At 69.2% G+C, this 23,512-nt stretch carries 24 protein-coding genes; 17 read left to right on the top strand and 7 right to left on the bottom strand.

The features are described 5' to 3' along the window. On the bottom strand, positions 1-242 hold a 242-nt coding region (locus AC1DXV_RS15455), incomplete at its 3' end, for a hypothetical protein (RefSeq protein WP_477934363.1). A 296-nt stretch (positions 243-538) separates the two neighbouring features. Here AC1DXV_RS15455 and mltB point away from each other — a divergent pair. Further along, complete coding sequence (gene mltB, locus AC1DXV_RS15450) at positions 539-1,618, top strand: lytic murein transglycosylase B (RefSeq protein ID WP_477934361.1); 1,080 nt, start codon at positions 539-541, stop codon at positions 1,616-1,618. 7 nt (positions 1,619-1,625) lie between these two features. Here mltB and AC1DXV_RS15445 read toward each other — a convergent pair whose 3' ends face one another. From AC1DXV_RS15445 to smc, 3 genes are all read right to left on the bottom strand, one after another. Continuing rightward, positions 1,626-2,177 carry a hypothetical protein gene (locus AC1DXV_RS15445; protein ID WP_477934359.1) on the bottom strand — a complete coding sequence of 184 codons (552 nt, stop codon included), beginning with the start codon at positions 2,175-2,177 and terminating at the stop codon, positions 1,626-1,628. A 98-nt stretch (positions 2,178-2,275) separates the two neighbouring features. After that, entirely contained in the window at positions 2,276-3,379 is a 1,104-nt protein-coding gene (locus AC1DXV_RS15440) for a cell division protein FtsZ (RefSeq protein ID WP_477934357.1), read from the bottom strand. A gap of 22 nt (positions 3,380-3,401) precedes the next feature. Continuing rightward, positions 3,402-6,926 (bottom strand): chromosome segregation protein SMC, encoded by a 3,525-nt coding sequence (smc, locus tag AC1DXV_RS15435; RefSeq protein ID WP_477934355.1) that lies wholly within the window; start codon positions 6,924-6,926, stop codon positions 3,402-3,404. 222 nt (positions 6,927-7,148) lie between these two features. On the opposite strand from smc, the gene queF reads away from it, so the two are divergent. The 8 genes from queF to prmB all read left to right on the top strand — a co-directional run bounded on the left by queF (position 7,149) and on the right by prmB (position 13,616). Further along, entirely contained in the window at positions 7,149-7,586 is a 438-nt protein-coding gene (gene queF / locus AC1DXV_RS15430) for a preQ(1) synthase (RefSeq protein ID WP_477934365.1), read from the top strand. A 72-nt stretch (positions 7,587-7,658) separates the two neighbouring features. After that, positions 7,659-7,889: an addiction module protein gene (locus tag AC1DXV_RS15425; RefSeq protein ID WP_477867791.1), complete on the top strand. Its 231-nt coding sequence runs from the start codon at positions 7,659-7,661 to the stop codon at positions 7,887-7,889. Continuing rightward, positions 7,886-8,188: a type II toxin-antitoxin system RelE/ParE family toxin gene (locus AC1DXV_RS15420; RefSeq protein ID WP_477867789.1), complete on the top strand. Its 303-nt coding sequence runs from the start codon at positions 7,886-7,888 to the stop codon at positions 8,186-8,188. Before AC1DXV_RS15425 ends, AC1DXV_RS15420 begins: the two co-directional genes overlap by 4 nt. A gap of 78 nt (positions 8,189-8,266) precedes the next feature. Beyond that, on the top strand, positions 8,267-9,457 hold the full coding sequence (gene dapC, locus AC1DXV_RS15415) for a succinyldiaminopimelate transaminase (protein WP_477867787.1): 1,191 nt from the start codon (positions 8,267-8,269) through the stop codon (positions 9,455-9,457). 13 nt (positions 9,458-9,470) lie between these two features. Beyond that, positions 9,471-10,295, top strand: coding sequence for a 2,3,4,5-tetrahydropyridine-2,6-dicarboxylate N-succinyltransferase (gene dapD / locus AC1DXV_RS15410; RefSeq protein ID WP_477867785.1), 825 nt, complete (start codon positions 9,471-9,473; stop codon positions 10,293-10,295). Positions 10,296-10,365: 70 nt separating this feature from the next. Further along, the gene (locus AC1DXV_RS15405; RefSeq protein ID WP_477934353.1) at positions 10,366-11,559 is read left to right on the top strand and encodes a PilT/PilU family type 4a pilus ATPase; all 1,194 of its coding nucleotides are present in this window, start codon (positions 10,366-10,368) and stop codon (positions 11,557-11,559) included. An 18-nt stretch (positions 11,560-11,577) separates the two neighbouring features. Beyond that, positions 11,578-12,735: a succinyl-diaminopimelate desuccinylase gene (gene dapE / locus AC1DXV_RS15400; RefSeq protein WP_477873802.1), complete on the top strand. Its 1,158-nt coding sequence runs from the start codon at positions 11,578-11,580 to the stop codon at positions 12,733-12,735. After that, positions 12,732-13,616, top strand: a complete 885-nt coding sequence (gene prmB / locus AC1DXV_RS15395; protein ID WP_477934351.1) for a 50S ribosomal protein L3 N(5)-glutamine methyltransferase — start codon at positions 12,732-12,734, stop codon at positions 13,614-13,616. The genes dapE and prmB overlap by 4 nt, the downstream gene beginning before the upstream one ends. Here the strand turns inward: prmB and AC1DXV_RS15390 are convergent. Beyond that, positions 13,613-14,869 carry a cystathionine gamma-synthase family protein gene (locus AC1DXV_RS15390; RefSeq protein ID WP_477934349.1) on the bottom strand — a complete coding sequence of 419 codons (1,257 nt, stop codon included), beginning with the start codon at positions 14,867-14,869 and terminating at the stop codon, positions 13,613-13,615. The genes prmB and AC1DXV_RS15390 overlap by 4 nt on opposite strands. Before the next feature lie 26 nt (positions 14,870-14,895). Here AC1DXV_RS15390 and AC1DXV_RS15385 point away from each other — a divergent pair, with 26 nt between their 5' ends. The 5 genes from AC1DXV_RS15385 (at position 14,896) to AC1DXV_RS15365 (ending at position 18,737) form a co-directional block, all read left to right on the top strand. Next, entirely contained in the window at positions 14,896-16,845 is a 1,950-nt protein-coding gene (locus AC1DXV_RS15385) for an ABC-F family ATP-binding cassette domain-containing protein (RefSeq protein WP_477934347.1), read from the top strand. Positions 16,846-16,919: 74 nt separating this feature from the next. Beyond that, positions 16,920-17,282 (top strand): hypothetical protein, encoded by a 363-nt coding sequence (locus tag AC1DXV_RS15380; RefSeq protein WP_477934345.1) that lies wholly within the window; start codon positions 16,920-16,922, stop codon positions 17,280-17,282. A gap of 8 nt (positions 17,283-17,290) precedes the next feature. Continuing rightward, entirely contained in the window at positions 17,291-17,632 is a 342-nt protein-coding gene (locus tag AC1DXV_RS15375) for a hypothetical protein (RefSeq protein WP_477934343.1), read from the top strand. 119 nt (positions 17,633-17,751) lie between these two features. Beyond that, entirely contained in the window at positions 17,752-18,264 is a 513-nt protein-coding gene (locus AC1DXV_RS15370; RefSeq protein WP_477869457.1) for a MarR family winged helix-turn-helix transcriptional regulator, read from the top strand. 47 nt (positions 18,265-18,311) lie between these two features. After that, positions 18,312-18,737, top strand: a complete 426-nt coding sequence (locus AC1DXV_RS15365) for an organic hydroperoxide resistance protein (protein ID WP_477869459.1) — start codon at positions 18,312-18,314, stop codon at positions 18,735-18,737. A gap of 45 nt (positions 18,738-18,782) precedes the next feature. Here AC1DXV_RS15365 and AC1DXV_RS15360 read toward each other — a convergent pair whose 3' ends face one another. Next, positions 18,783-19,727, bottom strand: a complete 945-nt coding sequence (locus tag AC1DXV_RS15360) for an asparaginase (RefSeq protein ID WP_477869461.1) — start codon at positions 19,725-19,727, stop codon at positions 18,783-18,785. 76 nt (positions 19,728-19,803) lie between these two features. Here AC1DXV_RS15360 and lexA point away from each other — a divergent pair, with 76 nt between their 5' ends. From lexA to AC1DXV_RS15345, 3 genes are read left to right on the top strand one after another with little or no spacing between them, the layout of a single operon-like run. Next, positions 19,804-20,478: a transcriptional repressor LexA gene (lexA, locus tag AC1DXV_RS15355; RefSeq protein WP_477869463.1), complete on the top strand. Its 675-nt coding sequence runs from the start codon at positions 19,804-19,806 to the stop codon at positions 20,476-20,478. Further along, the gene (locus AC1DXV_RS15350; protein ID WP_082004786.1) at positions 20,478-20,789 is read left to right on the top strand and encodes a helix-hairpin-helix domain-containing protein; all 312 of its coding nucleotides are present in this window, start codon (positions 20,478-20,480) and stop codon (positions 20,787-20,789) included. Before lexA ends, AC1DXV_RS15350 begins: the two co-directional genes overlap by 1 nt. Positions 20,790-20,800: 11 nt before the next feature. After that, complete coding sequence (locus AC1DXV_RS15345; protein WP_477872228.1) at positions 20,801-21,343, top strand: cysteine hydrolase family protein; 543 nt, start codon at positions 20,801-20,803, stop codon at positions 21,341-21,343. 24 nt (positions 21,344-21,367) lie between these two features. On the opposite strand, the gene AC1DXV_RS15340 is transcribed toward AC1DXV_RS15345, so the two are convergent. Beyond that, positions 21,368-23,512: penicillin acylase family protein (locus AC1DXV_RS15340; protein WP_477934341.1), on the bottom strand; the 2,145-nt coding region annotated here is incomplete at its 5' end.

Raw genomic sequence — 23,512 nt, 5'->3', positions numbered from 1 at the left:
GTCAGCGACCAGCCGTGGCCCACCGGCCCGTTGCCGTCACCGCCGTACGCCAGCGCGATGGTCGGCAGCATGCCGGCAATGCCCGGCGGCACCGCGATCGGATGCTGATAGCCCGGCTGGCCATCCTGGCCGACTGCCAGCTGCGCCCACGCTGCCAGCGAGAAAGTCGAGAGCGCCAGCGCGCCGACGCACGACACCACCAGGCCGCGGGCACGCCGCGACGCTATCAAGATCAGTTCCAAGAGAGTCCTCCAGCGCACGGTCGACGACCGTGCATCCAATGACAACGAGGGAGAGGTGTTGTCGCCTTCGGCCCGATGGGGCACCGGCAACCCGCGCGGCAGTGGTCTGCCGCTGCGGTGCGCGCAGTCTAGCGATGCGCTCGGGGATTTTTCACGACAGGCCGCGTGATTTCATCAACCTTGAGGAGGTTCATTCGTACTGGAGGCCCACCTCCGCTTCAGGAAGGCCCAGCGAGGCTCGTGCCGCTTGACGCGCCGCCGGACGAGCCGCCCCCGCAGACGCCGATAATCCGCGCATGCTCTTTTCGCGTTCCCGACTGCTGCTCGCACCGCTGATCCTCGCGTTCCTGCTGGGTGCCGGCTTGGCCGACGCCAAGCCGAAGAAACCGCGCGTCGCCACCCCAGTGCGCGACGACACCGTCCCCTATGGCCCCCGCGACGACGTGATGCGCTTCGGCGCCGAGCTGGCCGAGCGGCAGGGCCTGCCGGCCGACTGGGTGCAGGCGCAGCTGGCCGAGGCGCGCTACGTGCCGAACGTCGCGAAGTTCATCATGCCGCCGCCGGCCGGCACCGCGAAGAACTGGGCCGCCTACCGCAGCCGCTTCGTCGAGCCGAAGCGCATCCGCGCCGGCCTCGCGTTCTGGCGCGACAACGAGAAATGGCTCGCCCGCGCCGAAGAGCTCTACGGCGTGCCGGCCGAGATCGTCGTCGGCATCGTCGGCGTCGAGACCATCTACGGCCAGCAGATGGGCGGCTTCCGCGTGATCGACGCGCTGGCCACGCTGTCCTTCGATTTCCCGAGCGGCCGGCGCGACCGCAGCGCGTTCTTCCGCGACGAGCTGGAGCAGTTCTTCGTGCTGTGCCACAGCGAGAACGTCGACCCGCTCGCGCTGAAGGGCAGCTACGCCGGCGCGATGGGCATGGGGCAGTTCATGCCGAGCAGCTGGAACCGCTATGCGGTCGATTTCGACGGCGACGGCCGCGTCGACCTGCACACGAGCGGCGCCGACATCGTCGGCAGCGTCGCCCACTACCTGGCCGAGTTCGGCTGGCAGCGCGGCATGCCGACGCACTTCGACGTGGCCGCGCCGGTCGATGCCGCCGACCGTGCAACGCTGCTGGTGCCCGACGTCGTGCCGAGCTTCACGCCGCAGGAGTTCCTGGCGCATGGCGCCGCACTGCCGGCCGCGGCCCGCGAGTTCGGCGACAAGCTCGCGCTGATCGAACTGCAGAACGGCGATGCCGCGCCGAGCTATGTGGCCGGCACGCCGAACTTCTATGCGGTGACGCGCTACAACTGGTCGAGCTATTACGCGCTGGCGGTGATCGAGCTGGGGCAGGCCGTGGCAACCGTGAATCAGCGACTGCCACGCTGACGCGCGATCAGCGGTTCTTGTTCAGCCACTCGATGAGGGCATTGAACAGCGGGTAGCGCGAGTTCTGGTCATTGACGCCGRCCCACACGAAGTCGAGGTGCACTTCGCTGACGAAGACGTCTTCCAGCGTGTCCGGGTTGGTCGCAATCAACTGCAGGTACGGCTTGTTGTCCTTCTGCACCCGCTTGAAGTTGACCCACAGGAACGGCTTGTAAGCCCGGTACAGCTTGTTCAGGCCGATCGGCTCGCTCAGGCTGGGCACCTTGTCCTGCAGGTTGTTCGCGATCACCAGCTTCTGCAGTTCGTCGTAGTTCACGACCTGGTCGAAGTACTTGACGGCCTTCAGCTGGTTGACGCCGAAATCCCCACCACCGGAGATGAAGGCGAGGCCCTTGAACGGCGCCAGCGACATGGTCTTGGCCGTCACGACGGTTGCCTTGGAGATCGAGCCGATGTCGGACTTCAACAGCCCGGTCTTCTCGTCGACCGCAGCCACTTTCATCTGCGTGCCGCAGGCCGCGAGAAAGGAACAGATCAGGATCGCCAGTATGCGTTTCATGGTGGTGTGCAAGATGGTATGGAGGATGGCGGCCGCCCTCCGCGGCCGGCAGCGATCCTATCGCAGGCCCGGTGCGTGGCCAACGACGCGCCAGGCGTTCAGCTGAACAGTCGCCTTGCCGCCGCGGTGCCGGCCGCCAGGTCGTGCGTCTCCAGCGCCTGGTACAGCTGCCCCAGCTCCCCGCCGATCGCGGCGAACCCCTCGGGCCGCAGCGATTGCCCGTTGTCGTCGACGATCGCCGCGTCCATGCCGAGCGACAGGGCCTGCGCACTCGCCTGCCAGGCGATGAACGGCTCGGCGCGCGCATCGGTCTGCGGCACGTCGAAGCTCAGCGTCACGTCGCGCACCACCGACTTGTTCGGGTCGTCGGCGAAGGCCGCCTGCGGATCGAAGCTGAGCGTCAGCACCGGTGGCGCGCCCTCGTCGGCCGCCGGCAGCACCAGCCGGCCCGGCACCACGCCCGGCACGAAGCCGTGGCGCGCCGCATGCTGCTGGATGTAGCCCACGCTCCAGGCCGCCGAACGCGCCTGCAGGTGCACCGCGAGCTGCGCATCGTGCGCACCGGCAAAGCCATCGAGCTCGCGCGCCCGGGCGACCGCATCGAGCATGTCCGGGAAATCGGCCATCGCGCCGATCGATTCGGCAAAGGCCTGCAGCTTCTGCACGAACTCCGAGTACTCGATCTCGTTGACCGCGCCCATCCGGTTGGCCAGTTGCAGCCCGGCCTGGAATTCGCCATAGCGCTGGCCGGCAGTGGGCGGCTCCCACTCGCCGCTGTCGGCGTTCAGGCCTTCGATCAGGAACGGCTTGCTGCCGGCGCGGCGCGTCGGCGGCAGGTGCGGCAGCACCGATTCGGCGCTGACGGGGGACTCGAGCGTCAGCGTCGCGATCGCGTCGATCAGCGCATCGATGCGCACGCTGGCGCGGCGCACCGGCGGCGGCTGCAGCGCGCTGCCGAGGTCGATGCGTGCAGAGGGGTCGTGGCCTGGGGAGACCGGCTGCGGCTCGCCGAACACCGGCTCGCGCTGCTCGCGCGGCTCGGCGGGATCGCGGCCGTCCGCAGCCGAGGCAATCCCCGGTGGCGGCAGCGCCTCCATCGGCCGCCGCGGCCCGGCCTTGCGCGCCTGCCACGCGCCGTGCGCGATGACACCGGCCAGCACGACGCCGCCCAGCGCGGCCAGCGAGACGGTCAGCGTGCTCATCAGCGCTGCGACGAGTTGGTCATCAGGCCGCCTCGGCCAGGCTGACGGCCGCTTCCATGTCGACCGCGACGATGCGCGAGACACCCTGCTCCTGCATCGTCACGCCGATCAGCTGCTCGGCCATCTCCATCGCGATCTTGTTGTGGCTGATGAACAGGAACTGCGTGCCCTCGGACATCTGCTTCACGAGCTTCGCGTAGCGCTCGGTGTTGGCATCGTCCAGCGGCGCGTCGACCTCGTCGAGCAGGCAGAACGGCGCCGGGTTCAGCTGGAAGATCGCGAACACCAGCGCGATCGCGGTGAGCGCCTTCTCGCCGCCCGACAGCAGGTGGATCGTGCTGTTCTTCTTGCCCGGCGGCTGCGCCATCACCTGCACGCCGGCATCGAGGATCTCGTCGCCGGTCATCATCAGCTTGGCCTGCCCGCCGCCGAACAGGCTCGGGAACATGCGCCCGAAATGCTCGTTGACCTGGTTGAAGGTGCTGGCGAGCAGGTCGCGCGTTTCGAGGTCGATCTTGTGGATCGCGCCCTCGAGCGTGTTGATCGCCTCGTTCAGGTCGGCGTTCTGCGAATCGAGGAAGGTCTTGCGCTCGCGCGACGCGGTGAGCTCGTCGAGCGCCGCCAGGTTGACCGCACCGAGCGCGGTGATCTCGCGGTTGATGCGGTCGATCTCGCCCTGCAGGCCGTACAGCTTGACGTTGTTGTCGGCGATGTTCTGCGCGAGCGCCGCGAGGTCGACCTCGGCGGCGGTCAGCTGTTCGAGGAACTGCGCGCCGCCGAGCTGCGCCGCCTGCTCTTCGAGCTGCAGCTTGGTGATGCGGTCGCGCAGCGGCTGCAGGCTCTGCTCGTGCGCCATGCGCTGTTCGTCGGCGCGGCGCAGGCGCAGCGTCAGGTCGTCGTACTCGCTGCGCTTGGCGCCGAGCGCGGCCTCGCGGTCGAGCTTGAGAGCCAACGCGTCTTCCAGCCCGACGAGGGCCGACGCATCGGTCAGCTTCACCAGCTCTGCCTGCAGTTGCTCGAACGAGGCCTCGTTCGACGCCACCTGCTGCTGCGCCGTCTCGATGCTGCGCTGCAGCTCGCCGCGGCGGGCCGCCAGCGCGCGCGACGAGAACTGCGCCTCCTGCGCCTGGCGCTCCAGCGAGCGCAGCTGCTCGCGCGCGTCGGCGAGCTTGCGCTCGGCGGCGATCACGCCCTCGTCGAGTTCGGCGTGGCGCTCCTGCGTGGTCGCGAGCTGCATGTCGAGTTCCTCGAAGCGCGCCTCGCCGGTGGCGCGGCGCTCGTCGAGTTCTTCAAGCTGCGCATCGATCTCGCCGAGCTCGGCATCGAGCTGCTCGCGGCGCGCGCTGGTCTGCTCGGCCTGCTGCGACAGGCGCAGCAGCTCGACATGCAGCTGGTGCGCACGGGTCTGCGTCTCGGCGGCTTCGCGGCGCGTGCCGACCAGGCGCTGCGACGCATCGGTATAGGCCGCCTCGGCCCGCACCAGCGCGCTGCGCGACTCCTCGGCGATCAGTGTCTGCGCCTTCAGCTGGCGCTCCAGGTTCTCGATCTCCTGCGCGCGGGCCAGCATGCCGGCCTGCTCGGAATCGGGGGCGTAGAAGGCGACCGCGAACTGGCTGACAGCATGGCCCTCGCGGGTCATGATGACCTCGCCGTGCGTCAGCTTCGAGCGCGCGGCGAGCGCCTCGTCGATGTCCGACGCGGTGTAGACGCCTTCGAGCCAGTCGTTCAGCAGCGCCTTCAGGCCGGCCTGGTCGTGGTTCCCCAGGCGCAGCAGGTCGCTCAGCTTCGACAGGGTCTGGTGGGTGTTGGAGATGGCCGCTTGCGGCGGCGTGTAGAACGCCAGCTTGGYGGGCGGCGCATCGGTCGCGAAGGCGCGCACCGTCTCGATGCGACCCACTTCGAGCGCGTTGATGCGCTCGCGCAGCGCGGCTTCGAGCGCGGTCTCCCAGCCGGTCTCGATGTGGATCTTCGTCCACAGGCCCTGCAGGCCTTCGAGGCCGTGCTTGGCGAGCCACGGCTTCAGCTTGCCCTCCGTCTGCACCTTCTCCTGCAGAGCGCGCAGCGCATCGAGACGGGCGCTCAGGTCGGCCTGCCGGCCACCCTGCGCATTGACCTGCTCCTGCGTCTCGCGGCGCGCTTCGTCGAGGGCCGGCACCTGCTCCTRCAGCTCGTGCAGGCGGGCGTCAGCCACGCCCTGCAGTTCGTCGGCCGCGGCCGATTGCAGCTTCAGCTCGGCCAGGCGTGCCATGTCGGGCGATGCAAGCTGGCGGCGTTCGCCGTCGAGCCGTTCGCGGCGCGCGTTGAACTGGCGGCGCTGGTCGTCGAGGTTGCGGCTCTCGGCGGCCAGCACCTGGATCTGCTGCTGCACGCCGCTGACGGCGGTGCGCTGTTCGTTGCTGCGGTTCTGCGCGGCGCGCACCGCGTCTTCGACCTGCGGCAGGTTGCCGGCCTGCTCCTCGGCCTGCGCGGCCAGCACCTCGGCCTGCTCGTCGGCGGCGGCGATCTGCTCGGCGATCTGCTCCAGCTCGTCTTGCGCCTGCTGCGAGCGCTCGGCCCATTGCTCGCTCTGCACCTTCAGCTCGGTCAGGCGCTGCTCGACGCGCTGGCGTCCTTCGACCACGTAGCGGATGCGTTCCTCGAGCCGGCTCACCTCGAGCGAGGCCTCGGCCAGCGCGCCTTGCGCGGTGTGCAGCTCGTCGCTCGCGGCGTAATGGGCCTGGCGGATCGTTTCGAGCTCGGCCTCGCCGTGGCGCAGCTCGGCCATGCGGGCTTCGAGCCCGTTGGTGGCCTCCAGCACCTCTTTCTTCACGCGCTCCTGTTCGCTGGCGGCATCGCGGTGCTTCAGGAACCACAGCTGGTGCAGTTTCAGCGTGCCGGATTCCTGCAGGCCGCGGTAGCGCGACGCGACCTCGGCCTGCTTCTCGAGCTTGTCGAGGTTGGCGTTCAGCTCGCGCAGGATGTCTTCGACGCGGGTCAGGTTCTCGCGCGTGTCCTTCAGCCGGTTCTCGGTCTCGCGGCGGCGTTCCTTGTACTTGGAGACGCCGGCGGCTTCTTCGAGGAAGAGCCGCAGCTCCTCGGGCTTGCTCTCGATGATGCGGCTGATGGTGCCCTGGCCGATGATGGCGTAGGCGCGCGGGCCGAGGCCGGTGCCGAGGAACACGTCCTGCACGTCGCGGCGGCGCACCGGCTGGTTGTTGATGTAGTAGCTGCTGGTGCCGTCGCGGGTGAGCACGCGCTTGACGGCGATCTCGGTGAACTGGTTCCACTGGCCGCCGGCGCGGGCGTCCTCGTTGCTGAACACCAGTTCGACGCTGGAGCGGCTGGCCGGCTTGCGGTTGCCGGAGCCGTTGAAGATCACGTCCTGCATCGATTCGCCGCGCAGTTCGCTGGCCTTCGATTCGCCCAGCACCCAGCGCACCGCGTCCATGATGTTGGACTTGCCGCAGCCGTTGGGCCCGACCACGCCGACCAGCTGGCCCGGCAGCTGGAAGTGCGTCGGCTCGGCAAATGACTTGAAGCCCGACAGCTTGATGGAGTTCAGACGCATGGGGAGCAGTCCCGGCGGGCCGCGGCGGAGAGTGCCACGAGTCGCCTAAGTCATTGATTTATTTAGGGAATTCCACGCGTACGCGGACTTCTGGCGAGGCGCGATGATACCATCGCGCCCTCTTGCGGCAGCCTGCCGAAACCCTCTCAAAACGTGACGCCCACCATGGCCAAGGTATCCAAGTTGTCCGCGAAAGTCGCCCCGCCCACCACCCCGCTGCGCATGCGCGAGGCGCCTGCCAAGCCGCCGTCGATGCCGAGCAAGCAGCTGGACGTGTTCCCGAACCCGAGCCCGAAGCGCGACTACGCGATCCAGTTCCAGGTGCCCGAGTTCACCTGCCACTGCCCGCTGACGGGCCAGCCGGATTTCGCGCACTTCACGATCGACATGGTTGCCGACAAGCTGTGCATCGAGCTGAAGAGCCTGAAGATGTACATGTGGAGCTACCGCAATGAAGGTGCGTTCCACGAGAAGGTCACGAACGACATCCTCGACGACATCGTGAAGGCCACCGACCCGCGCTTCATCCGCATCACCGCGAAGTGGTACGTGCGGGGCGGGATCTATACCAACGTGGTGGCGGAGCACCGCAAGAAAGGCTGGAAGCCGCAGCCGGTGGTGCAGATGCCTTCGCATGGGGCGCAGACGGGGTTGATCTGAGCGTTGCGGCGCGGCGGGGGCCGGTCAACGGGCACGGCGCTACACTGTCCATCACCTTCAGGAGCGGCCCATATGGCGGATCTGGTGACAGAACTCGCAGAACGCGGCAAGGAATTGCCGCCCGAAGAGCGTGTGCGCCTTCTGGATTTGCTGTTGGAGTCGTTGCACGAAGCTGGTGAGTCACCGGCCGACGAGGCCTGGAGCAGGGAGATCGAGCGTCGCGTCGCCAGCTACGAGCGCGGCGAAGCAAAGCTCCACGACGCCGATCACGTGATTGCAGAAGCTGTACGCCTCTTGCGTTGAAGCTGCTGCGGCTGATCGACGAGGCACGTGCCGAGTTGCTTCGGGAGTCGTCCTACTACGAAGCCAAGCGTCGGGGAACCGGGATCCGGTTCGTTCGGGCCGTCACTGATTCATTCACGTTGATCCAGTCCTTTCCGCAAAGCGGGGCCCCCGCCGCGGCAGGCGTTCGGCGTACCAAGGTCAAGGGCTTTCCGTTCACCGTCGTCTATGGCGAGTTCAACGAAGAGATCGTCATCTTCGCCATTGCGCCCGATCGTCGACAACCCGGCTACTGGATCCCGCGCGTGGGCGACGCCTGACCGCAACCAGCCCATCCGCGCCCTTGCTCGCGCGGACATACAACAAGAAGAATCGAGCCGTCCCCGATAATCGGCGGAATGAACCCGCTGCTAGGCAAGCTCCATCCCTATCCGTTCGAGCGGCTGCGCGCCCTCACCCGCGACATCACGCCGAACCCGGCCTTCAAGCCCATCAGCCTCGGCATCGGCGAGCCCCGCCATGCCACGCCGCAGCTGATCCTCGATGCGCTGTCGGCCCACTTCAGCGGCCTCGCCAGCTACCCCGCCACCGCCGGCGACATCGCGCTGCGCCAGGCCTGCGCCGATTGGGCCGGGCGCCGCTACGGCGTCACGCTCGATGCCGCCACCCAGGTGCTGCCGGTCAACGGCTCGCGCGAAGCCCTGTTCGCCCTCGCCCAGACCCTCGTCGACCCGACCCGACCCGGCGCCACCGTCGTCTGCCCGAATCCGTTCTATCAGATCTACGAAGGCGCGGCGCTGCTCGCCGGCGCGCAGACCTTCTTCGCCAACAGCGACCCGGCGCGCAACTTCGCGGCCGACTGGGCCCAGGTGCCCGACGAGGTCTGGGCGCGCACCCAGCTGCTGTACGTCTGCTCGCCCGGCAACCCGACCGGCGCGGTGATGCCGCTCGACGAGTGGCGCCGGCTGTTCGAGCTGAGCGAGCGCTTCGGCTTCGTGATCGCCTCCGACGAGTGCTACTCCGAGATCTACTTCCGCGAAGACCCGCCGCTCGGCGCACTCGACGCCGCGATGCAGCTCGGCCGGCGCGACTTCCGCAACCTCGTCGTGTTCACCAGCCTCTCCAAGCGCTCCAACGTGCCCGGCATGCGCTCGGGCTTCGTGGCCGGCGACGCCGCCGTGCTGAAGCAGTTCCTGCTGTACCGCACCTACCACGGCAGCGCGATGAGCCCGATGGTGCAGCAGGCCAGCATCGCCGCCTGGCGCGACGAGGCCCACGTGGTCGACAACCGCGAGCAGTACCGCCGCAAGTTCGCACAGGTCACGCCGCTGCTGGCCGAGGTGCTCGACGTGCGCCTGCCCGACGCCGGCTTCTACCTGTGGGCCGCCGTTCCCGGTGGCGACGACGTGGCCTTCGCCCGCGGCCTGCTGGCTCAATACAATGTCGCGGTGCTGCCCGGCAGCCTGCTGGCGCGCGAGGCGCAAGGTGTGAATCCCGGGGCAGGCCGCATCCGCCTGGCCCTGGTGGCCGAAGTCGGGGAATGCCTCGAAGCCGCCCAGCGCATCGTTTCCTTCGTCAAGTCCGTCTGATCCCGAGAACCCCATGAGCCAACAGCAACTGCAAAGCGTCATCGACCTCGCCTGGGAAGGCCGCGCCCAGATCAATGCCGTCAACTCGCCGGAGGTGCGCGAGGCCGTCGAATCGGTGATCGCCGACCTGAACAAGGGCCGCATCCGCGTCGCCGAACGCGAGAGCGTCGGCCAGTGGAAGGTCAACCAATGGGTCAAGAAGGCGGTTCTGCTGTCGTTCCGCCTGAACGACAACCAGCTGATGCATGCCGGCGACCTCACCTTCTTCGACAAGGTTAGACCCAAGTTCTCCAACATCAGCGACGAGGAAGTGCGCGCCGCCGGCGTGCGCGTGGTGCCGCCGGCCGTCGCGCGCCACGGCAGCTACCTCGCGAAGAACGTGATCCTGATGCCGTCGTACGTCAACATCGGCGCCTACGTCGACGAAGGCACGATGGTCGACACCTGGGCCACCGTCGGCTCGTGCGCCCAGATCGGCAAGAACGTGCACCTGTCGGGCGGCGTCGGCATCGGCGGCGTGCTGGAACCGCTGCAGGCCAACCCGACCATCATCGAGGACAACTGCTTCATCGGCGCCCGCTCCGAGGTGGTCGAGGGCGTGATCGTCGAGGAGAACTCGGTCATCTCGATGGGCGTCTACATCGGCCAGAGCACCAAGATCTACGACCGCGCGACCGGTGAAGTCAGCTACGGCCGCATCCCGTCCGGCTCGGTGGTGGTCAGCGGCAACCTGCCGAGCGCCGACGGCAAGTACAGCCTGTACTGCGCCGTGATCGTCAAGCGCGTCGACGCCCAGACGAGAGCCAAGACCAGCATCAACGAACTGTTGCGCGCCTGACGCCAGAACCCGCCGGCCGGCGTGCCATGATGCCTTCTTCCGTTCAACAAGGTCCCGAAAGGACACAGCGATGACAGCAGCCTCCAACGGCGGCAACATGGAACGCGTGCTGCGGCTGATGGCCGACAAGGGCGCCTCCGACGTCTACCTGTCGGCCAACACGCCGATCCTGATCAAGATCAACGGCCAGATCCTGCAGTTGAGCGACCAGCCGCTCACCGCCACCCAGCCCCGCCAGCTGCTGGCCGAGCTGCTCACGCCGACCCAGCTCGAAGACCTGGAAGACACCGGCGAGCTGAACGTGGGCATCGGGCTGTCGGGCGTCGGCAGCTTCCGGCTCAGCGCATTCCGCCAGCGCGGCTCGATCGCCGCGGTGTTCCGCTGCATCCCGCACGACATCCCGGCACTCGGCACCCTGAACCTGCCGCAGGTGCTGAACACGCTGGTGCTCGAGAAGCGCGGCCTGATCCTGATGGTGGGCGCCACCGGCACCGGCAAGAGCACCACGCTCGCGTCGATGCTGGAGCAGCGCAACCAGCAGATCGCCGGCCACATCCTGACCATCGAGGACCCGATCGAGTTCATGTTCAGCAACAAGCGCTCGGTCGTGAACCAGCGCGAGGTCGGCCGCGACACGCAATCGCTGCAGGTCGCGCTGAAGAACGCGCTGCGCCAGGCCCCCGACTGCATCTACATCGGCGAGATCCGCGACCGCGAGACGATGACGATGGCGATCTCGTACGCGCTGTCGGGCCACCTGGTGGTCTCGACGCTGCACGCGAACAACAGCTACCACGCGCTCGGCCGGATCCTGTCGTTCTACTCGCCCGAATCGCGCCCCGCGCTGCTGGCCGATCTGGCCGCCGGCCTGCGCGCGATCGTCTCGCAGCGGCTGGTGCGCGCGACGGCCGGCGGGCGCCGCCCGGCCGTCGAGGTGCTGCTGAACACCAAGCTCGTGTCCGAGCTGATCGAGCAGGGCGACTTTAACGGCGTCAAGGAAGCGATGGAGAAATCGATGGCCGAAGGCTCGCAGAGCTTCGAGTCCGACCTCGCCCGCCTGATCACCGAAGGCGTGATCACGCGCGACGAGGGCCTCGCGTTCTCCGACTCGCCGACCAACCTGATGTGGCGCCTCGCGAACGACACCGAGCCGGTGTCGCGCCAGGTCCCGAAGAAGGAAGAGACCGACGACCAGCCGACCTTCACCGAGATCACGCTGGACGTGCACGACGAGCGCAACACCGGGTTCTCGACCCGCTTCTGATCCCCGTTCCTGATTCTGATGTCCGCGACCCTGCAGCTCACCGAGGCCCTGATCAGCCGCCGCTCCGTCACCCCTGACGACGGCGGCTGCCAGGCGCTGCTCATCGAACGACTCGCGCCGCTCGGCTTCGAGTGCGAGACCATCGAGAGCGGCCCGGCCGATTTCCGCGTCACCAACCTGTGGGCGGTGCGCCGCGGCCGGGGATCCGCAAAAGACGGCGGCAAGCTGCTGATGTTCGCCGGCCACACCGACGTGGTGCCCACCGGCCCGCTCGCGCAGTGGCAGAGCGACCCGTTCGTGCCGACGCACCGCGGCGGCAAGCTCTACGGGCGCGGCGCGGCCGACATGAAGACCTCGATCGCCGCGATGGTGGTCGCGATCGAGGAGTTCGTCGCGGCGCACGGCGAGCGCTGCGGCAGCATCGCGCTGCTGATCACGAGCGACGAGGAAGGGCCGTCGGTCGACGGCACCGTGAAAGTCTGCGAGCTGTTGAAACAGCGCGGCGAGCGCATCGACTACTGCATCGTCGGCGAGCCGACCTCGGTCGACACGCTCGGCGACATGATCAAGAACGGCCGGCGCGGCACGCTGTCGGGCAAGCTGACGGTGCACGGCGTGCAGGGCCACATCGCCTACCCGCACCTGGCCGACAACCCGATCCACCGCGTCGCCCCGGCGCTGGCGGCACTGACCACGGTCGAATGGGACCGCGGCAACCGCTACTTCCCGGCCACCAGCTGGCAGGTGTCGAACATCCACGGCGGCACCGGCGCGACCAACGTGATTCCCGGCCAGGTGGTGATCGACTTCAACTTCCGCTTCTCGACCGAATCGACGCCCGATGCGCTGAAGTCGCGCCTGCACGCCGTGCTCGATGCGCACGGCCTGCGCTACGACCTCGCGTGGACGCTCGGCGGCGAGCCGTTCCTGACGCCGGTCGGTGCGCTGAGCGAGGCGATGGGCGCCGCCATCCTCGCCGAGACCGGCGTGCGCACCGAGCTGTCGACCACCGGCGGCACCTCCGATGGCCGCTTCATCTCGAAGATCTGCCCGCAGGTGGTCGAGTTCGGGCCGCTGAACGCCAGCATCCACAAGATCGACGAGAACGTCGAGGTCGCGAGCCTCGACCCGCTGAAGAACATCTACCGCAGGACGCTTGAAGGCTTGTTGCTATGAAGTTGATCGATCTCATCACCGCGCAGAGCGCCCGCCTCAAGACGGCGGGCGTTTCGTTTGGGCACGGCACCACCAACGCGTTCGACGAATCGGCCTGGCTGGTGCTGTGGGCGCTCGGCATGCCGCTCGACGCGCTGGAAGAACAGGCGCAGCGCGAGCTGTCGGCCGAGGAAGAGGCCACCGCGCTCGCGCTGGTCGACGAGCGCATCCGCTCGCGCCGCCCGGCCGCCTACCTGACCCGCGAGGCCTGGCTGCAGAACGTGCCGTTCTACATCGACGAGCGCAGCATCGTGCCGCGCTCGTTCATCGCCGAACTGCTGGTCGACGGCGAGGGTGAGGGCACGCTCGACGCCTGGCTGTCCGACCAGACGCACACGGTGCTCGACCTGTGCACCGGCAACGGCAGCCTGGCGGTGATCGCCGCGCTGGCCTACCCCGACGTGGTCGTCGACGCGGCCGACCTCTCCGACGACGCGCTGGCGGTGGCCCGCATCAACGTCGACAAGCACAAGCTCGGCAAGCGCATCACGCTGCTGCAGTCGGATTTGCTCGCGAGCGTCGGCGGGCCGTACGACCTGATCCTGTGCAACCCGCCCTACGTCAACAGCACCAGCATGGCGGCGCTGCCCGAGGAATACCGCCATGAGCCTGCCCTGGCGCTGGCCGGCGGCGACGACGGCATGGACCTGGTGCGCCGCATCCTGCGCGACGCGCCGGCGAAGATGACGCCCGAGGCGGTGCTGCTGCTGGAGATCGGCAACGAACGCCCGCACTTCGAGCATGCCTTCCGCAAGCTGGAAGTGGCCTGGCTCGACACCAGCGCCGGCGACGATCAGGTCTTGCTCGTCACCCGCGAAGCGCTCGTGCGCTGGAATCGCTAGCCGGCCGCCAATGCGCGTGCGAAATCGGCGCGCAGATCCTCATGGTCTTCAATCCCCACCGACACGCGGATCAGCGAATCCGCGATGCCCATCGCTTGCCGCCGCTGCGCGCCCATCTCCCAGAAGATGGTGTGCGCCACGGGGATCGCGAGCGTGCGGTTGTCGCCCAGGTGGCTCGACTTGATCACCACCTGCAACGCATCGAGGAAGGCCAGGCAGTCGCGCGAATCGTCGAGCTCGAAGCTCATCAGCGTGCCGCCGGCCTTGAACCAGCGCTTTGCGTTGGCGTGCTGCGGGTGGTTCTCGAGCCCGGGGTGGTTGACGCGCTTGACGCCCGGCTGCGCGGCCAGCCACGTGGCCAGGCGCAGCGCGTTGTCGCAGGCGCGGTCCATGCGCAGCGCGAGCGTCTCGGCACCGGTGGCGATGCGGTGCGCCGCATCGGCCGCGAGCGTCGCGCCGATGTCGCGCAGCCCGCGCTTGCGGATCTGCAGCAGGCCCCAGCCGCGCGGGTCGCCCTTCTTGTACGGCTCGGCGATGTTGGCGAAACTGGCCCAGTCGAACACCCCGGTGTCGGTGACCGCGCCGCCCAACGCGTTGCCGTGGCCGCCGATCGACTTGGTCAGCGAGTTGACGACCAGCCCGGCGCCCACCGCCTTCGGGCGGAACAGGTAGGGCGTCGTCATCGTGTTGTCGACCACGTACAGCAGCTTCCGTTCGCCGCACAGCCGGCCGATCGCCTCCAGGTCGGCGACCTGCGTACCGGGGTTCGCGATCGTCTCGACGAACACCATGCGCGTGCGCGGCGTGATCGCGCGCTCGACGTCTGCCGCATCGGTCGCGTCGACCAGCGTCACGCCGCAGCCCAGGCCCTCCAGCGTGTTCAGCAGGCTGGCGGTGTTGCCGAACAGGAAGCGGCTCGCGACGATGTGGTCGTCGCGCTTCAGCAGCGCGAGCGTCAGCGACGCGATCGCCGCCATGCCGGTCGCGAAGCTCACCGTGCCGACGCCGTCTTCCAGCATCGTCAGCTTGGTTTCCAGCGCCACGTTGGTCGGATTGCCCTGGCGCGCGTAGACATGCCCGCTGCGTTCGCCCTGGAATACCGACACCAGTTCACGCGCCGTCTCGTAACCGAAGGCCGACGAGGGGTGCAGCGGCTTGTGCGTGGCACCATGCTCGACGCCGCCGCGGCGATCCGCGTGCAGCAGCCGGGTGGTCAGGCCCTCGCTCCGGCCGCTTTCGGTGCTCTTTTCCATGCTTTTTTCCCGTTGGTGAGTTACCCATGATTGTCATCAAGAACGTCACGCTGCGACGCGGCACCAAGGTCGTGCTGCAGGACGCGAGCGTCACGCTGCAGCCCGGCGAGAAGGTCGGCCTGGTCGGGCGCAATGGCGCGGGCAAGTCCTCGCTGTTCTCGCTGCTGACGCACCGGCTGCAGTCCGACGCCGGCGACGTGGCCATCCCGCCGCGCTGGCTGGTCGGCGAGGTCGCGCAGTCGATGCCGGAGACCGACGATCCGGCCACCGATTTCGTGCTGGAGGGCGACACCCGGCTGAATGCCGCGAACGCCGCGCTGGCCGCGGCCGAGGCGGCCGACGACGGCCATGCGATGGCCGAGGCGCACCAGCTGATCGCCGAGGCCGGCGGCTTCGAGGCCCGCCCGCGCGCGCAGGCGCTGCTGATGGGCCTGGGCTTCCGCGTCGACCAGCTCGACGAGCCGGTCAACAGCTTCTCGGGCGGCTGGCGCATGCGGCTGCAGCTGGCGCGCGCGCTGATGTGCCCGGCCGACCTGATGCTGCTCGACGAGCCGACCAACCACCTGGACCTCGATGCCCTGGTGTGGCTGGAGGCCTGGCTGCAGCGCTACGAGGGCACGATGATCGTGATCAGCCACGACCGCGAGTTCCTCGATGCGATCACCCGGGTGACGCTGCACCTCGACGAGACGCGCCTGACCCGTTACACCGGCAACTACACCGCGTTCGAGGAGATGCGCGCCGAACGGATGATGCAGGCGCAGGCCAACTTCGCGAAGCAGCAGGAGCGCATGGCCCACCTGCAGAAGTTCATCGACCGCTTCAAGGCCAAGGCCAGCAAGGCCAAGCAGGCGCAGAGCCGCGTGAAGGCGCTGGCGCGCATGGAAAAGCTCGGGCCGGTGCTGACCAGCAGCGACTTCCAGTTCGAGTTCCGCGAGCCGGTCTCGCTGCCCAACCCGATGCTCGCGTTCTCGGTGATGTCGTGCGGCTACGGCGGCGTGCCGATCGTCAGCAACGTCAACCGCTCGGTGCTGGCCGGCCAGCGCATCGGCATCCTGGGCGCCAACGGCCAGGGCAAGTCGACGCTGGTGAAGACCATCGCGAAGGAGATCCCGCTGGTGGCCGGCGAGGTCACCGAGGGCAAGGGCTTGTCGATCGGCTACTTCGCGCAGCAGGAACTCGACGTGCTGTCGCTGGACGACGGCCCGCTGATGCACATGGTGCGGCTCGCACGCGACGTCGGCCCGCAGGCGCGCGAGCAGGAGCTGCGCGACTTCCTCGGCTCGTTCCGCTTCGTCGGCGACATGGTCACGCAGGCCGTCGGCTCGCTGAGCGGCGGCGAGAAGGCGCGGCTGGTGCTCGCGATGCTGGTGTGGCAGCGCCCCAACCTGCTGCTGCTCGACGAACCGACCAACCACCTGGACCTGACCACGCGCGAGGCGCTGTCGATGGCGCTGAACGAGTTCGAGGGCACGGTGATGCTGGTGAGCCACGATCGCGCGCTGCTGCGCGAGGTGTGCGATGAATTCTGGCTGGTCAGCGACGGCGCGGTGAAGCCGTTCGACGGCGACCTGGACGACTACCAGAAATGGCTGCTCGAGACCTCGCGCGAGATGGCGAAGGGTGCGCGCGAAGCCGGCTCGGCGAAGGTCAAGGCGAAGAAGGCCGAGGCCGCTGCCGCGGCGGCCGCCCCGAAGGCCGCCAAGGACGACCGCAAGGCCGGTGCCCAGCAACGCCAGAAGGCTGCCGAGCAGACCAAGCCGCTGCGCACCGAGCTCGCGACGCTCGAGAAACGCATCGCGACGCTGACGCAGGAGAAGGCCAACATCGGGGAAGCCTCGGCGCGCCCCGATGTGAGCGCTGCGCAGCGCGTGGAACAAGGCAAGCGGCTGAAGCAACTGGGCGACGAACTCGATGCCGCCGAGGGCCGCTGGCTGGAAGTGACCGGCGAACTGGACGCGCTCGGCGCCGGCTGACTTCGCGCCGCCGCACGCGGCTTCCGGTGGCCGGCGAGTGCCTGTTGGCGGACGGCCTATCGTCCGTTCCCATGATGGCCCTTCAGAAAGCGCAGACAGGTGACCGCTCCGGCAGCAACGCCGGACAGCGGAACACCGCCGGGCATGCCGCCGAGCCGGCTGCGGCCCCCACGGTCAACCCGGCATTGCTGGGCCGCTTCCGCGCCTTGATCGACGAGGTGACCGACGAGCTGATGCAGGGCCGCAGCGGCGACCGCGACAGCTTCCGCGCCGACGCGATCACGCTGCTGATGGCGACGACGAACGAGATCGACGGGCCGGCCGACGGCGTCGAGAGCCCGCTGAGCTACCTGCTGCGCGAGGAGCAGCAGAAGGCCACCGCGCTGCTCGGCTCGCCGGTCGGATCCGACCCCACGCTCATGTTCATGAAGGTCTGAGGCCCGCCATGTCCAACGAGATCAACCGCCCCCTTCCGCAGGGTTTGCCGCGCCCGACGCTGAGCCGTCCGGGTTTGCCGACGAAGGCCGCCGCGCCCCAAGGTGCGCGCACGCGCGGCACCAATGCCGCGAGCGACGCGCTGCCTTCGCGCGCGCTGTCGCGCTCCACCGCGAACACGTCGGCGAGCGAGACGGCCCGGGGCATCGCCTCGAACGTCTGCCAGCGGGTCGAGAGCGGTGCGCTGCGACTGCGCGAAAACGTCACGCCCGCGGTGATGAGCAAGGCGGCACAGCTGKCCGCGCGCAAGCTGCTGGACCTGTACAGGTCCTTCCCGCAGTTGGCCGCGTAGGCTCGCGCCTGCCTGATCGCAAGCTGCCCATGCCGGGCCGGCGCGGAATCTCCCTGCCGTCGGCCCGGAGATTATATTGTTCGCAATCTAATTGCCTGATCGGCGATACAGTCTCGTCCATGGCAAGCAAGCACCTCACTCGTCGCACCGGATCCGTCGCCGCGCCGGCCCTGCCGGCCGACATCGACTGGCTGCAGCTCGACAACCAGGTCTGCTTCGCGCTGTATTCCACCTCGCTCGCGATGACCAAGCTGTACAAGCCGCTGCTCGCGCCGCTCGGCCTCACCTACCCGCAGTACCTGGCGTTCCTGGTGCTGTGGGAGCGTGACGGGGTGACGGTCGGCGAGCTCGGCGAGCGGCTGTTCCTCGACTCCGGCACGCTGACGCCGCTGCTCAAGCGCATGGAAGCGGCCGGCTGGCTGCAGCGCCAGCGCGCCGCCGACGACGAGCGCCGCGTGATCGTCAGCCTGACGGCCGAGGGCCGTGCGCTGCGCCAGCAGGCGCGCGGCGTGCCCGCCCAGCTGGCCCAGGCCAGCGGCTGCAGTGTCGGCGAGCTGACCGACCTGACCCAGCGCCTGCAGCAGTTGCGCCTGCAACTGCTCGATGACGCGCCCGCTGCGGCGCATGCGTGAACGTTGTTCTCACCCCTGACCCACCTCACCACCTGAAGGAAGACACCATGGCCCTCGAAAAAGTCCTGTACACCGCCCACGCCACCTCCACCGGCGGCCGCGAAGGCACCTCCAAGTCGTCGGACGGCGTGCTCGACCTGCGCCTGACCACGCCGAAGGAACTGGGCGGCAACGGCGCCGTCGGCACCAACCCGGAACAGCTGTTCGCCGCCGGCTACTCGGCCTGCTTCATCGGCGCGATGAAGGTGGCTGCCGGCAAGCACAAGGTGACGCTGCCGGCCGACACCTCGATCGCCGCCAGCGTCGGCATCGGCCCGATCCCGCAAGGCTTCGGCATCCAGGTCGCGATGACCATCACCGTGCCGGGCGTCGAGCGCTCGGTGGCCCAGCAGATCGTCGACACGGCGCACCAGATCTGCCCGTACTCGAACGCGACGCGCGGCAACGTGGACGTGACGCTGACCGTAGCCTGAGCCCCGCCTGCGCTGCATGAAGAACGGCCCTCAGCGGGCCGTTTTTCATTGCGCGAGCAGTTGCAGCAGCAGCTCGATACGCGCCTGGTAGGGCGACCATTCGCCACCGGCCGGCAGCACATCGCCGGGCTGCGCGAACACCGGGCCGCCGGCGACGCGGCTGCAGCGCAGCACGCGCACRCCGGCCGCCTGTGCGCGCAGCAGCGCGGCTTCGAGCGCGTGGTGGACGGTGCCGTGGCCGGTGCCCGCGACCACGATGCCGCGCGTGCCGCGCTCGACCAGCGCATCGACCAGCACGCCATCGACGCCCGCATGGCTGAGCAGGATGTCGACGCGCGGCCACTCGGGGCCGTCGACCAGCCTGTCCACCAGCGCCGCAGACATCGCCTCACCCGCCGGCCACGGGCGGAACAGCCGCAACCGCCCTTCCTCGATGCGGCCGACCGGGCCGGCATCGCCTGAATCGAAGGCCTCGATGCGGTAGGTGTGCACCTTGCGCACGTCGGCCGCGCCATGCACCACGCCGCCGAGCACCGCGACCACGCCGCGCGCGCCCGGATGCTGCGCGACGGTCACTGCATCGAGCAGGTTCTGCGGACCGTCGGGTTGCAGCGAGGTGGCGGGGCGCATCGCCGCGGTCAGCACCACCGGCTTGGCCGGCGCGAGCACGCGCTGCAGCAGCCACGCGGTCTCCTCCAGCGTGTCGGTGCCGTGCGTGACGACCACGCCCGCCACCTCGGGCCGCGCCAGGTGGTGCGCCAGCCGCCCGACCAGCGCGCGCCACACGCCGGCGCTCATGTCCTTGCTGTCGACCTGCGCGACCTGCTCCGGCTCGAGCGGCACCGCGGCCAGCGCCGGCACCGCCTTCATGAGCTGCGCGACGCCGAGCTGCGCCGCGGTGTAGCCGATGTTGTCGCCGGGGGCCGCCGAGGTGCCGGCGATGGTGCCGCCGGTRCCGAGCACGACGACGATCTGATCAGTTCTTTGCATTTTTCACGAAGCTGGATAAAAATACAGTCACTGGATGGATGTTCAGTCCGAACCATCTCACCTTCAAGGCCCACCGATGACCGAGATCCCGAAGCTCACCGACCGCCAGCAGCAGATCCTCGACCTGGTGCAGAGCGCGATCGAGCGCACCGGTGCGCCGCCCACCCGCGCCGAGATCGCGAACGAACTGGGCTTCAAGTCGGCCAACGCCGCCGAAGAACACCTGCAGGCGCTGGCCCGCAAGGGCGTCATCGAGCTGGTGGGCGGCACCTCGCGGGGCATCCGTCTGCAGTCTGACACATTGCGTGCGCTGAACCAGAGCCGCGGCAAGCAGTTCAGCCTGCCGCTGCCGAGCCTGTCGCAGCTCACGCTGCCGCTGGTCGGGCGCGTCGCGGCCGGCAGCCCGATCCTCGCGCAGGAGCACATCGACCAGACCTACCTGATGGAAGCCAGCCTGTTCGCGCGCCGGCCCGATTTCCTGCTGAAGGTGCGCGGCATGAGCATGCGCGACGCCGGCATCATGGATGGCGACCTGCTCGCGGTGCAGAAGACCAAGGACGCGAAGAACGGCCAGATCGTCGTCGCGCGGCTCGGCGACGAGGTCACCGTGAAGCGCTTCAAGCGCACCCGCACCAGCATCGAGCTGCTGCCGGAGAACCCCGATTTCGAACCCATCGTCGTGCCGTTCGGCGATGTCGACTTCGAACTCGAGGGGCTGGCGGTCGGCCTGATCCGCAACAGCATGCTGTGATGGAGGCCGCCGTGGTGATCAAGGCCCCCAAGGCGGCGAGTGCCGCGGAGTGCAAGGCGCTCGAGCAACTGCCCAACATCGGCCCCGCACTGGCCGCCGACCTGCGGCTGATCGGCATCCAGGAGCCGAAGGACCTGCGCGGCAAGGATGCCTTCGTGCTGTACCAGCGCCTGTGCGCGATCACCGGGCAGCGCCACGACCCTTGCGTGCTCGACACCTTCATGGCCGCCACCGATTTCATGGGCGGTGCGCCTGCCGCGCCGTGGTGGGCCTACACCGCGCAGCGCAAGGCCTTGTTCGGGTCGGTATGAAAGGGCAGACGATGCAGGCATTGCTGGTGATCGACCTTCAAATCGGTGCCTTCGATGGTGCCAAGTGCGACCCGATCGACTCGGGCGAGCGGCTGCTGCGCCATGCCGCCCAGCTGATCGCCGCGGCGCGCAGCGCGGGCCTGCCGGTGCTGCACGTGCAGCATGGCGAGCCCACGGGCGTGCTGGTGCACGGCACGCCGCAGTGGGAGATCCACCCGGATGTCGCGCCGCTGCCGGGCGAGGCCCGCGTGGCCAAGCAGGCTTTCAGCGCGTTCGAGAACACCGGGCTCGACGCGCTGCTGCGCGGCACCGGCATCGATCAGCTGCTGGTGTGCGGGCTGCAGAGCGAGGTCTGCGTCACCCACACCTCGCAATCGGCGCTGGCCCTCGGCTATGACGTGGTCCTCGCCAGCGACTCGCACGGCACCTGGCCCGATGGCACCACGGGTGCCGACGAGATCATCGCCCGCCAGAACGAGGCGCTGGCCGCCCAGGGTGTGCGGCTGCTGAGCACGCGGGAGATCGTCAGCCAGCTGGCCCAGCTCGATCGCTGATCTCGACTCCTGATCGACCGTTCATCAGCGCGCCGCCGGCTGCGCTGGCGACAACACCAGCGTGTGCTCTGCCGCCCCGCCCCACACCGGCACGTCCTCCACCTTCGCCCATCGCTCCACGAAGCTCCGGTACAGCGGCGAGAACACGATGCCCGATTGCCCGCTCGACTGCATGAAGCGTGAGCGCGCCGGCTCGCCCAGGTCGTACAGTGCCCGCAGCGACGGCCCGTGCTCGGCCAGGTACAGCTCGCCGGTCGTCGCGTCCGGCCGCAGGCCGACGCGCGACACGTTGACGGTGTAGGTGTCGCCGCCCACCGGCGCCCGCAGCTCGAACCCCCTTGCCAGCGCCTTCACCTTGCTGAACGGCCGGTGCTCGGCCCGGGCCTGGTGCGCCCGGCCCCATTGCCAGCTCGCCACATCGCTGCCCTGCGACTGCTGCAGCTCGTCGAGCGCCCGCGTGAACGCCGCGTCCACCTGCTGCGCACAGGTCTCGGCCGCCGGGGTCGCCTTGTCGTCGCACCACCAGGCGTCCTGGCGCGCCAGCACGCCCTCCAGCGCCTCGCGGAAGCTGCGGCTGCCGAGCTGCCGCTCATACAGCGCGGCGCCGAGTTCGTCGCTGAACACCGCCTGCGTCAGCTGCCGCACCCAGGCCGACAGGATCAGCGGCGCCGCGCGCTCGGCCGCCATCGTGCCGTCGAACGAGGCCAGCTCGCGCTGCGCCGCCGCGGCCAGCGGGTGGGGCGATGCCGCGCGCTGCAGCACCGGCAGCAGCTTCAGTGCCGCCAGCGACAGCTGGTCGCGCTGGATCGCCCGCAGGCTGTCGATCGAATGCTTCGGCGTCGCGGCCAGCAGTTGCTCGATGCGCTGCTGGCGGTACGGCACCGCCCACTCGCTGGTCAGGAAATGCGGGTACCCGGGGCCGACGATGCGCTGGTTCGCGGTCGCGATCCAGCCACGGGCCGGATCGATCTCGCGCGGCGTCTCGCCGGCCGGCACGCTGCCGACCCAGTCGTAGCGCGCCTCCCAGCCCGGCGCCGGCACCAGGCCCTTCAGGTCGTGCTCCGGCCCGCGCACCGGCACGCGACCGGGCGCCACCATCGCGATGCGGCCCTGCGTGTCGGCCACCACCATGTTCTGCATCGGCGCGATGTAGCCCGCCGATGCCGCGATGAACTCGTCGACCGAGCGTGCCGAGTTGAAACCGATGCCAGCATCGACCGCCGTCCCGGCATCGGCGTCGAGGGCCGTCCAGCGCATCGCCAGCGCATAGGCCGGCGCGTTCGGCGCACCGGTCAGCCCTTCGGTCGGGCCGCCCGCGTCGGAGATCACCGGCCCGTGGCGGCTGCTGCGCACGGTCACCGTCACATCGGGATGCCCCTTGACGTGGATGACCTCGGTGCTGCGCTCGAACGCCGCCCAGCCTTCGGGCGTCTGGTACTGCGCCGGGTCGCCGGGGCGCAGGCGTTCGAGGTAGAGGTCCTGCACGTCCGGCGCGGTGTTGGTGAAACCCCAGGCGATGCGGTCGTTCTGGCCGAGCACGACGATCGGCAGGCCGGGCATCGTCGCGCCAGCCACATGGAAGCCGGGCGCGTCGAGCCGCGCCAGGTACCACAGCGACGGCGCGCTGAGCTTCAGGTGCGGGTCGTTGGCCAGCAGCGGCTTGCCGCTCTCGGTGTGCGAGCCGGCGAGCACCCAGTTGTTGGAGCCGACGCCCTCGACGCCCGATTCAGGCGCCATCCGCAGCGCCTGGCGGCCGAGCGTGCCGTCCACCTTCAGCCCGCGGAACAGCGCCGCGTAGTCGGCCGTCGCGAGCGGCTGCTCGCCGGGGTACGGCGGCAGCAGCTCGTTGATGCGCTCCACCGGCATCTTCAGCGAGAGCCGCATCCGCAGCAGCTCGGTTGACCAGTTGCCGCCCAGGTCCCAGGCCATCATCGTCGCCCAGGCCAGGCTGTCGACCGGGGTCCAGCGCTGCGGCTGCAGCCCGAGCAGCACGAACTCCGGCGGCCGCGCCTTCAGCGAACCGGCCAGGTACGCGTTGATGCCGGCGCTGTAGGCCTCGAGCGCGGCCCGCGCCGCCGGGCTGGCCTGCTCCCATTGCGCCTGCGCCGCGCGGCGCACGCCGAGGGCGCGCAGGAAGCGGTCGGTCTCGAGCGCCGGCTCGCCGAAGGC

The sequence above is a fragment of the Rhizobacter sp. P3_C12 genome (genome assembly GCF_056402735.1).
Note: the sequence above shows the minus strand (reverse complement) of the source record. Positions and strands in the feature narration are given on the sequence as shown.

Excerpts from the sequence above, each read along its gene's own strand:
- mltB (WP_477934361.1), top strand. The coding sequence starts at position 539 with ATGCTCTTTTCGCGTTCCCGACTGCTGCTCGCACCGCTGATCCTCGCG.
- AC1DXV_RS15440 (WP_477934357.1), bottom strand. The coding sequence starts at position 3,379 with ATGAGCACGCTGACCGTCTCGCTGGCCGCGCTGGGCGGCGTCGTGCTG.
- queF (WP_477934365.1), top strand. The coding sequence starts at position 7,149 with ATGCGCGAGGCGCCTGCCAAGCCGCCGTCGATGCCGAGCAAGCAGCTG.
- AC1DXV_RS15425 (WP_477867791.1), top strand. The coding sequence starts at position 7,659 with ATGGCGGATCTGGTGACAGAACTCGCAGAACGCGGCAAGGAATTGCCG.
- dapC (WP_477867787.1), top strand. The coding sequence starts at position 8,267 with ATGAACCCGCTGCTAGGCAAGCTCCATCCCTATCCGTTCGAGCGGCTG.
- dapD (WP_477867785.1), top strand. The coding sequence starts at position 9,471 with ATGAGCCAACAGCAACTGCAAAGCGTCATCGACCTCGCCTGGGAAGGC.
- AC1DXV_RS15405 (WP_477934353.1), top strand. The coding sequence starts at position 10,366 with ATGACAGCAGCCTCCAACGGCGGCAACATGGAACGCGTGCTGCGGCTG.
- dapE (WP_477873802.1), top strand. The coding sequence starts at position 11,578 with ATGTCCGCGACCCTGCAGCTCACCGAGGCCCTGATCAGCCGCCGCTCC.
- prmB (WP_477934351.1), top strand. The coding sequence starts at position 12,732 with ATGAAGTTGATCGATCTCATCACCGCGCAGAGCGCCCGCCTCAAGACG.
- AC1DXV_RS15390 (WP_477934349.1), bottom strand. The coding sequence starts at position 14,869 with ATGGAAAAGAGCACCGAAAGCGGCCGGAGCGAGGGCCTGACCACCCGG.
- AC1DXV_RS15385 (WP_477934347.1), top strand. The coding sequence starts at position 14,896 with ATGATTGTCATCAAGAACGTCACGCTGCGACGCGGCACCAAGGTCGTG.
- AC1DXV_RS15380 (WP_477934345.1), top strand. The coding sequence starts at position 16,920 with ATGGCCCTTCAGAAAGCGCAGACAGGTGACCGCTCCGGCAGCAACGCC.
- AC1DXV_RS15370 (WP_477869457.1), top strand. The coding sequence starts at position 17,752 with ATGGCAAGCAAGCACCTCACTCGTCGCACCGGATCCGTCGCCGCGCCG.
- AC1DXV_RS15365 (WP_477869459.1), top strand. The coding sequence starts at position 18,312 with ATGGCCCTCGAAAAAGTCCTGTACACCGCCCACGCCACCTCCACCGGC.
- lexA (WP_477869463.1), top strand. The coding sequence starts at position 19,804 with ATGACCGAGATCCCGAAGCTCACCGACCGCCAGCAGCAGATCCTCGAC.
- AC1DXV_RS15350 (WP_082004786.1), top strand. The coding sequence starts at position 20,478 with ATGGAGGCCGCCGTGGTGATCAAGGCCCCCAAGGCGGCGAGTGCCGCG.
- AC1DXV_RS15345 (WP_477872228.1), top strand. The coding sequence starts at position 20,801 with ATGCAGGCATTGCTGGTGATCGACCTTCAAATCGGTGCCTTCGATGGT.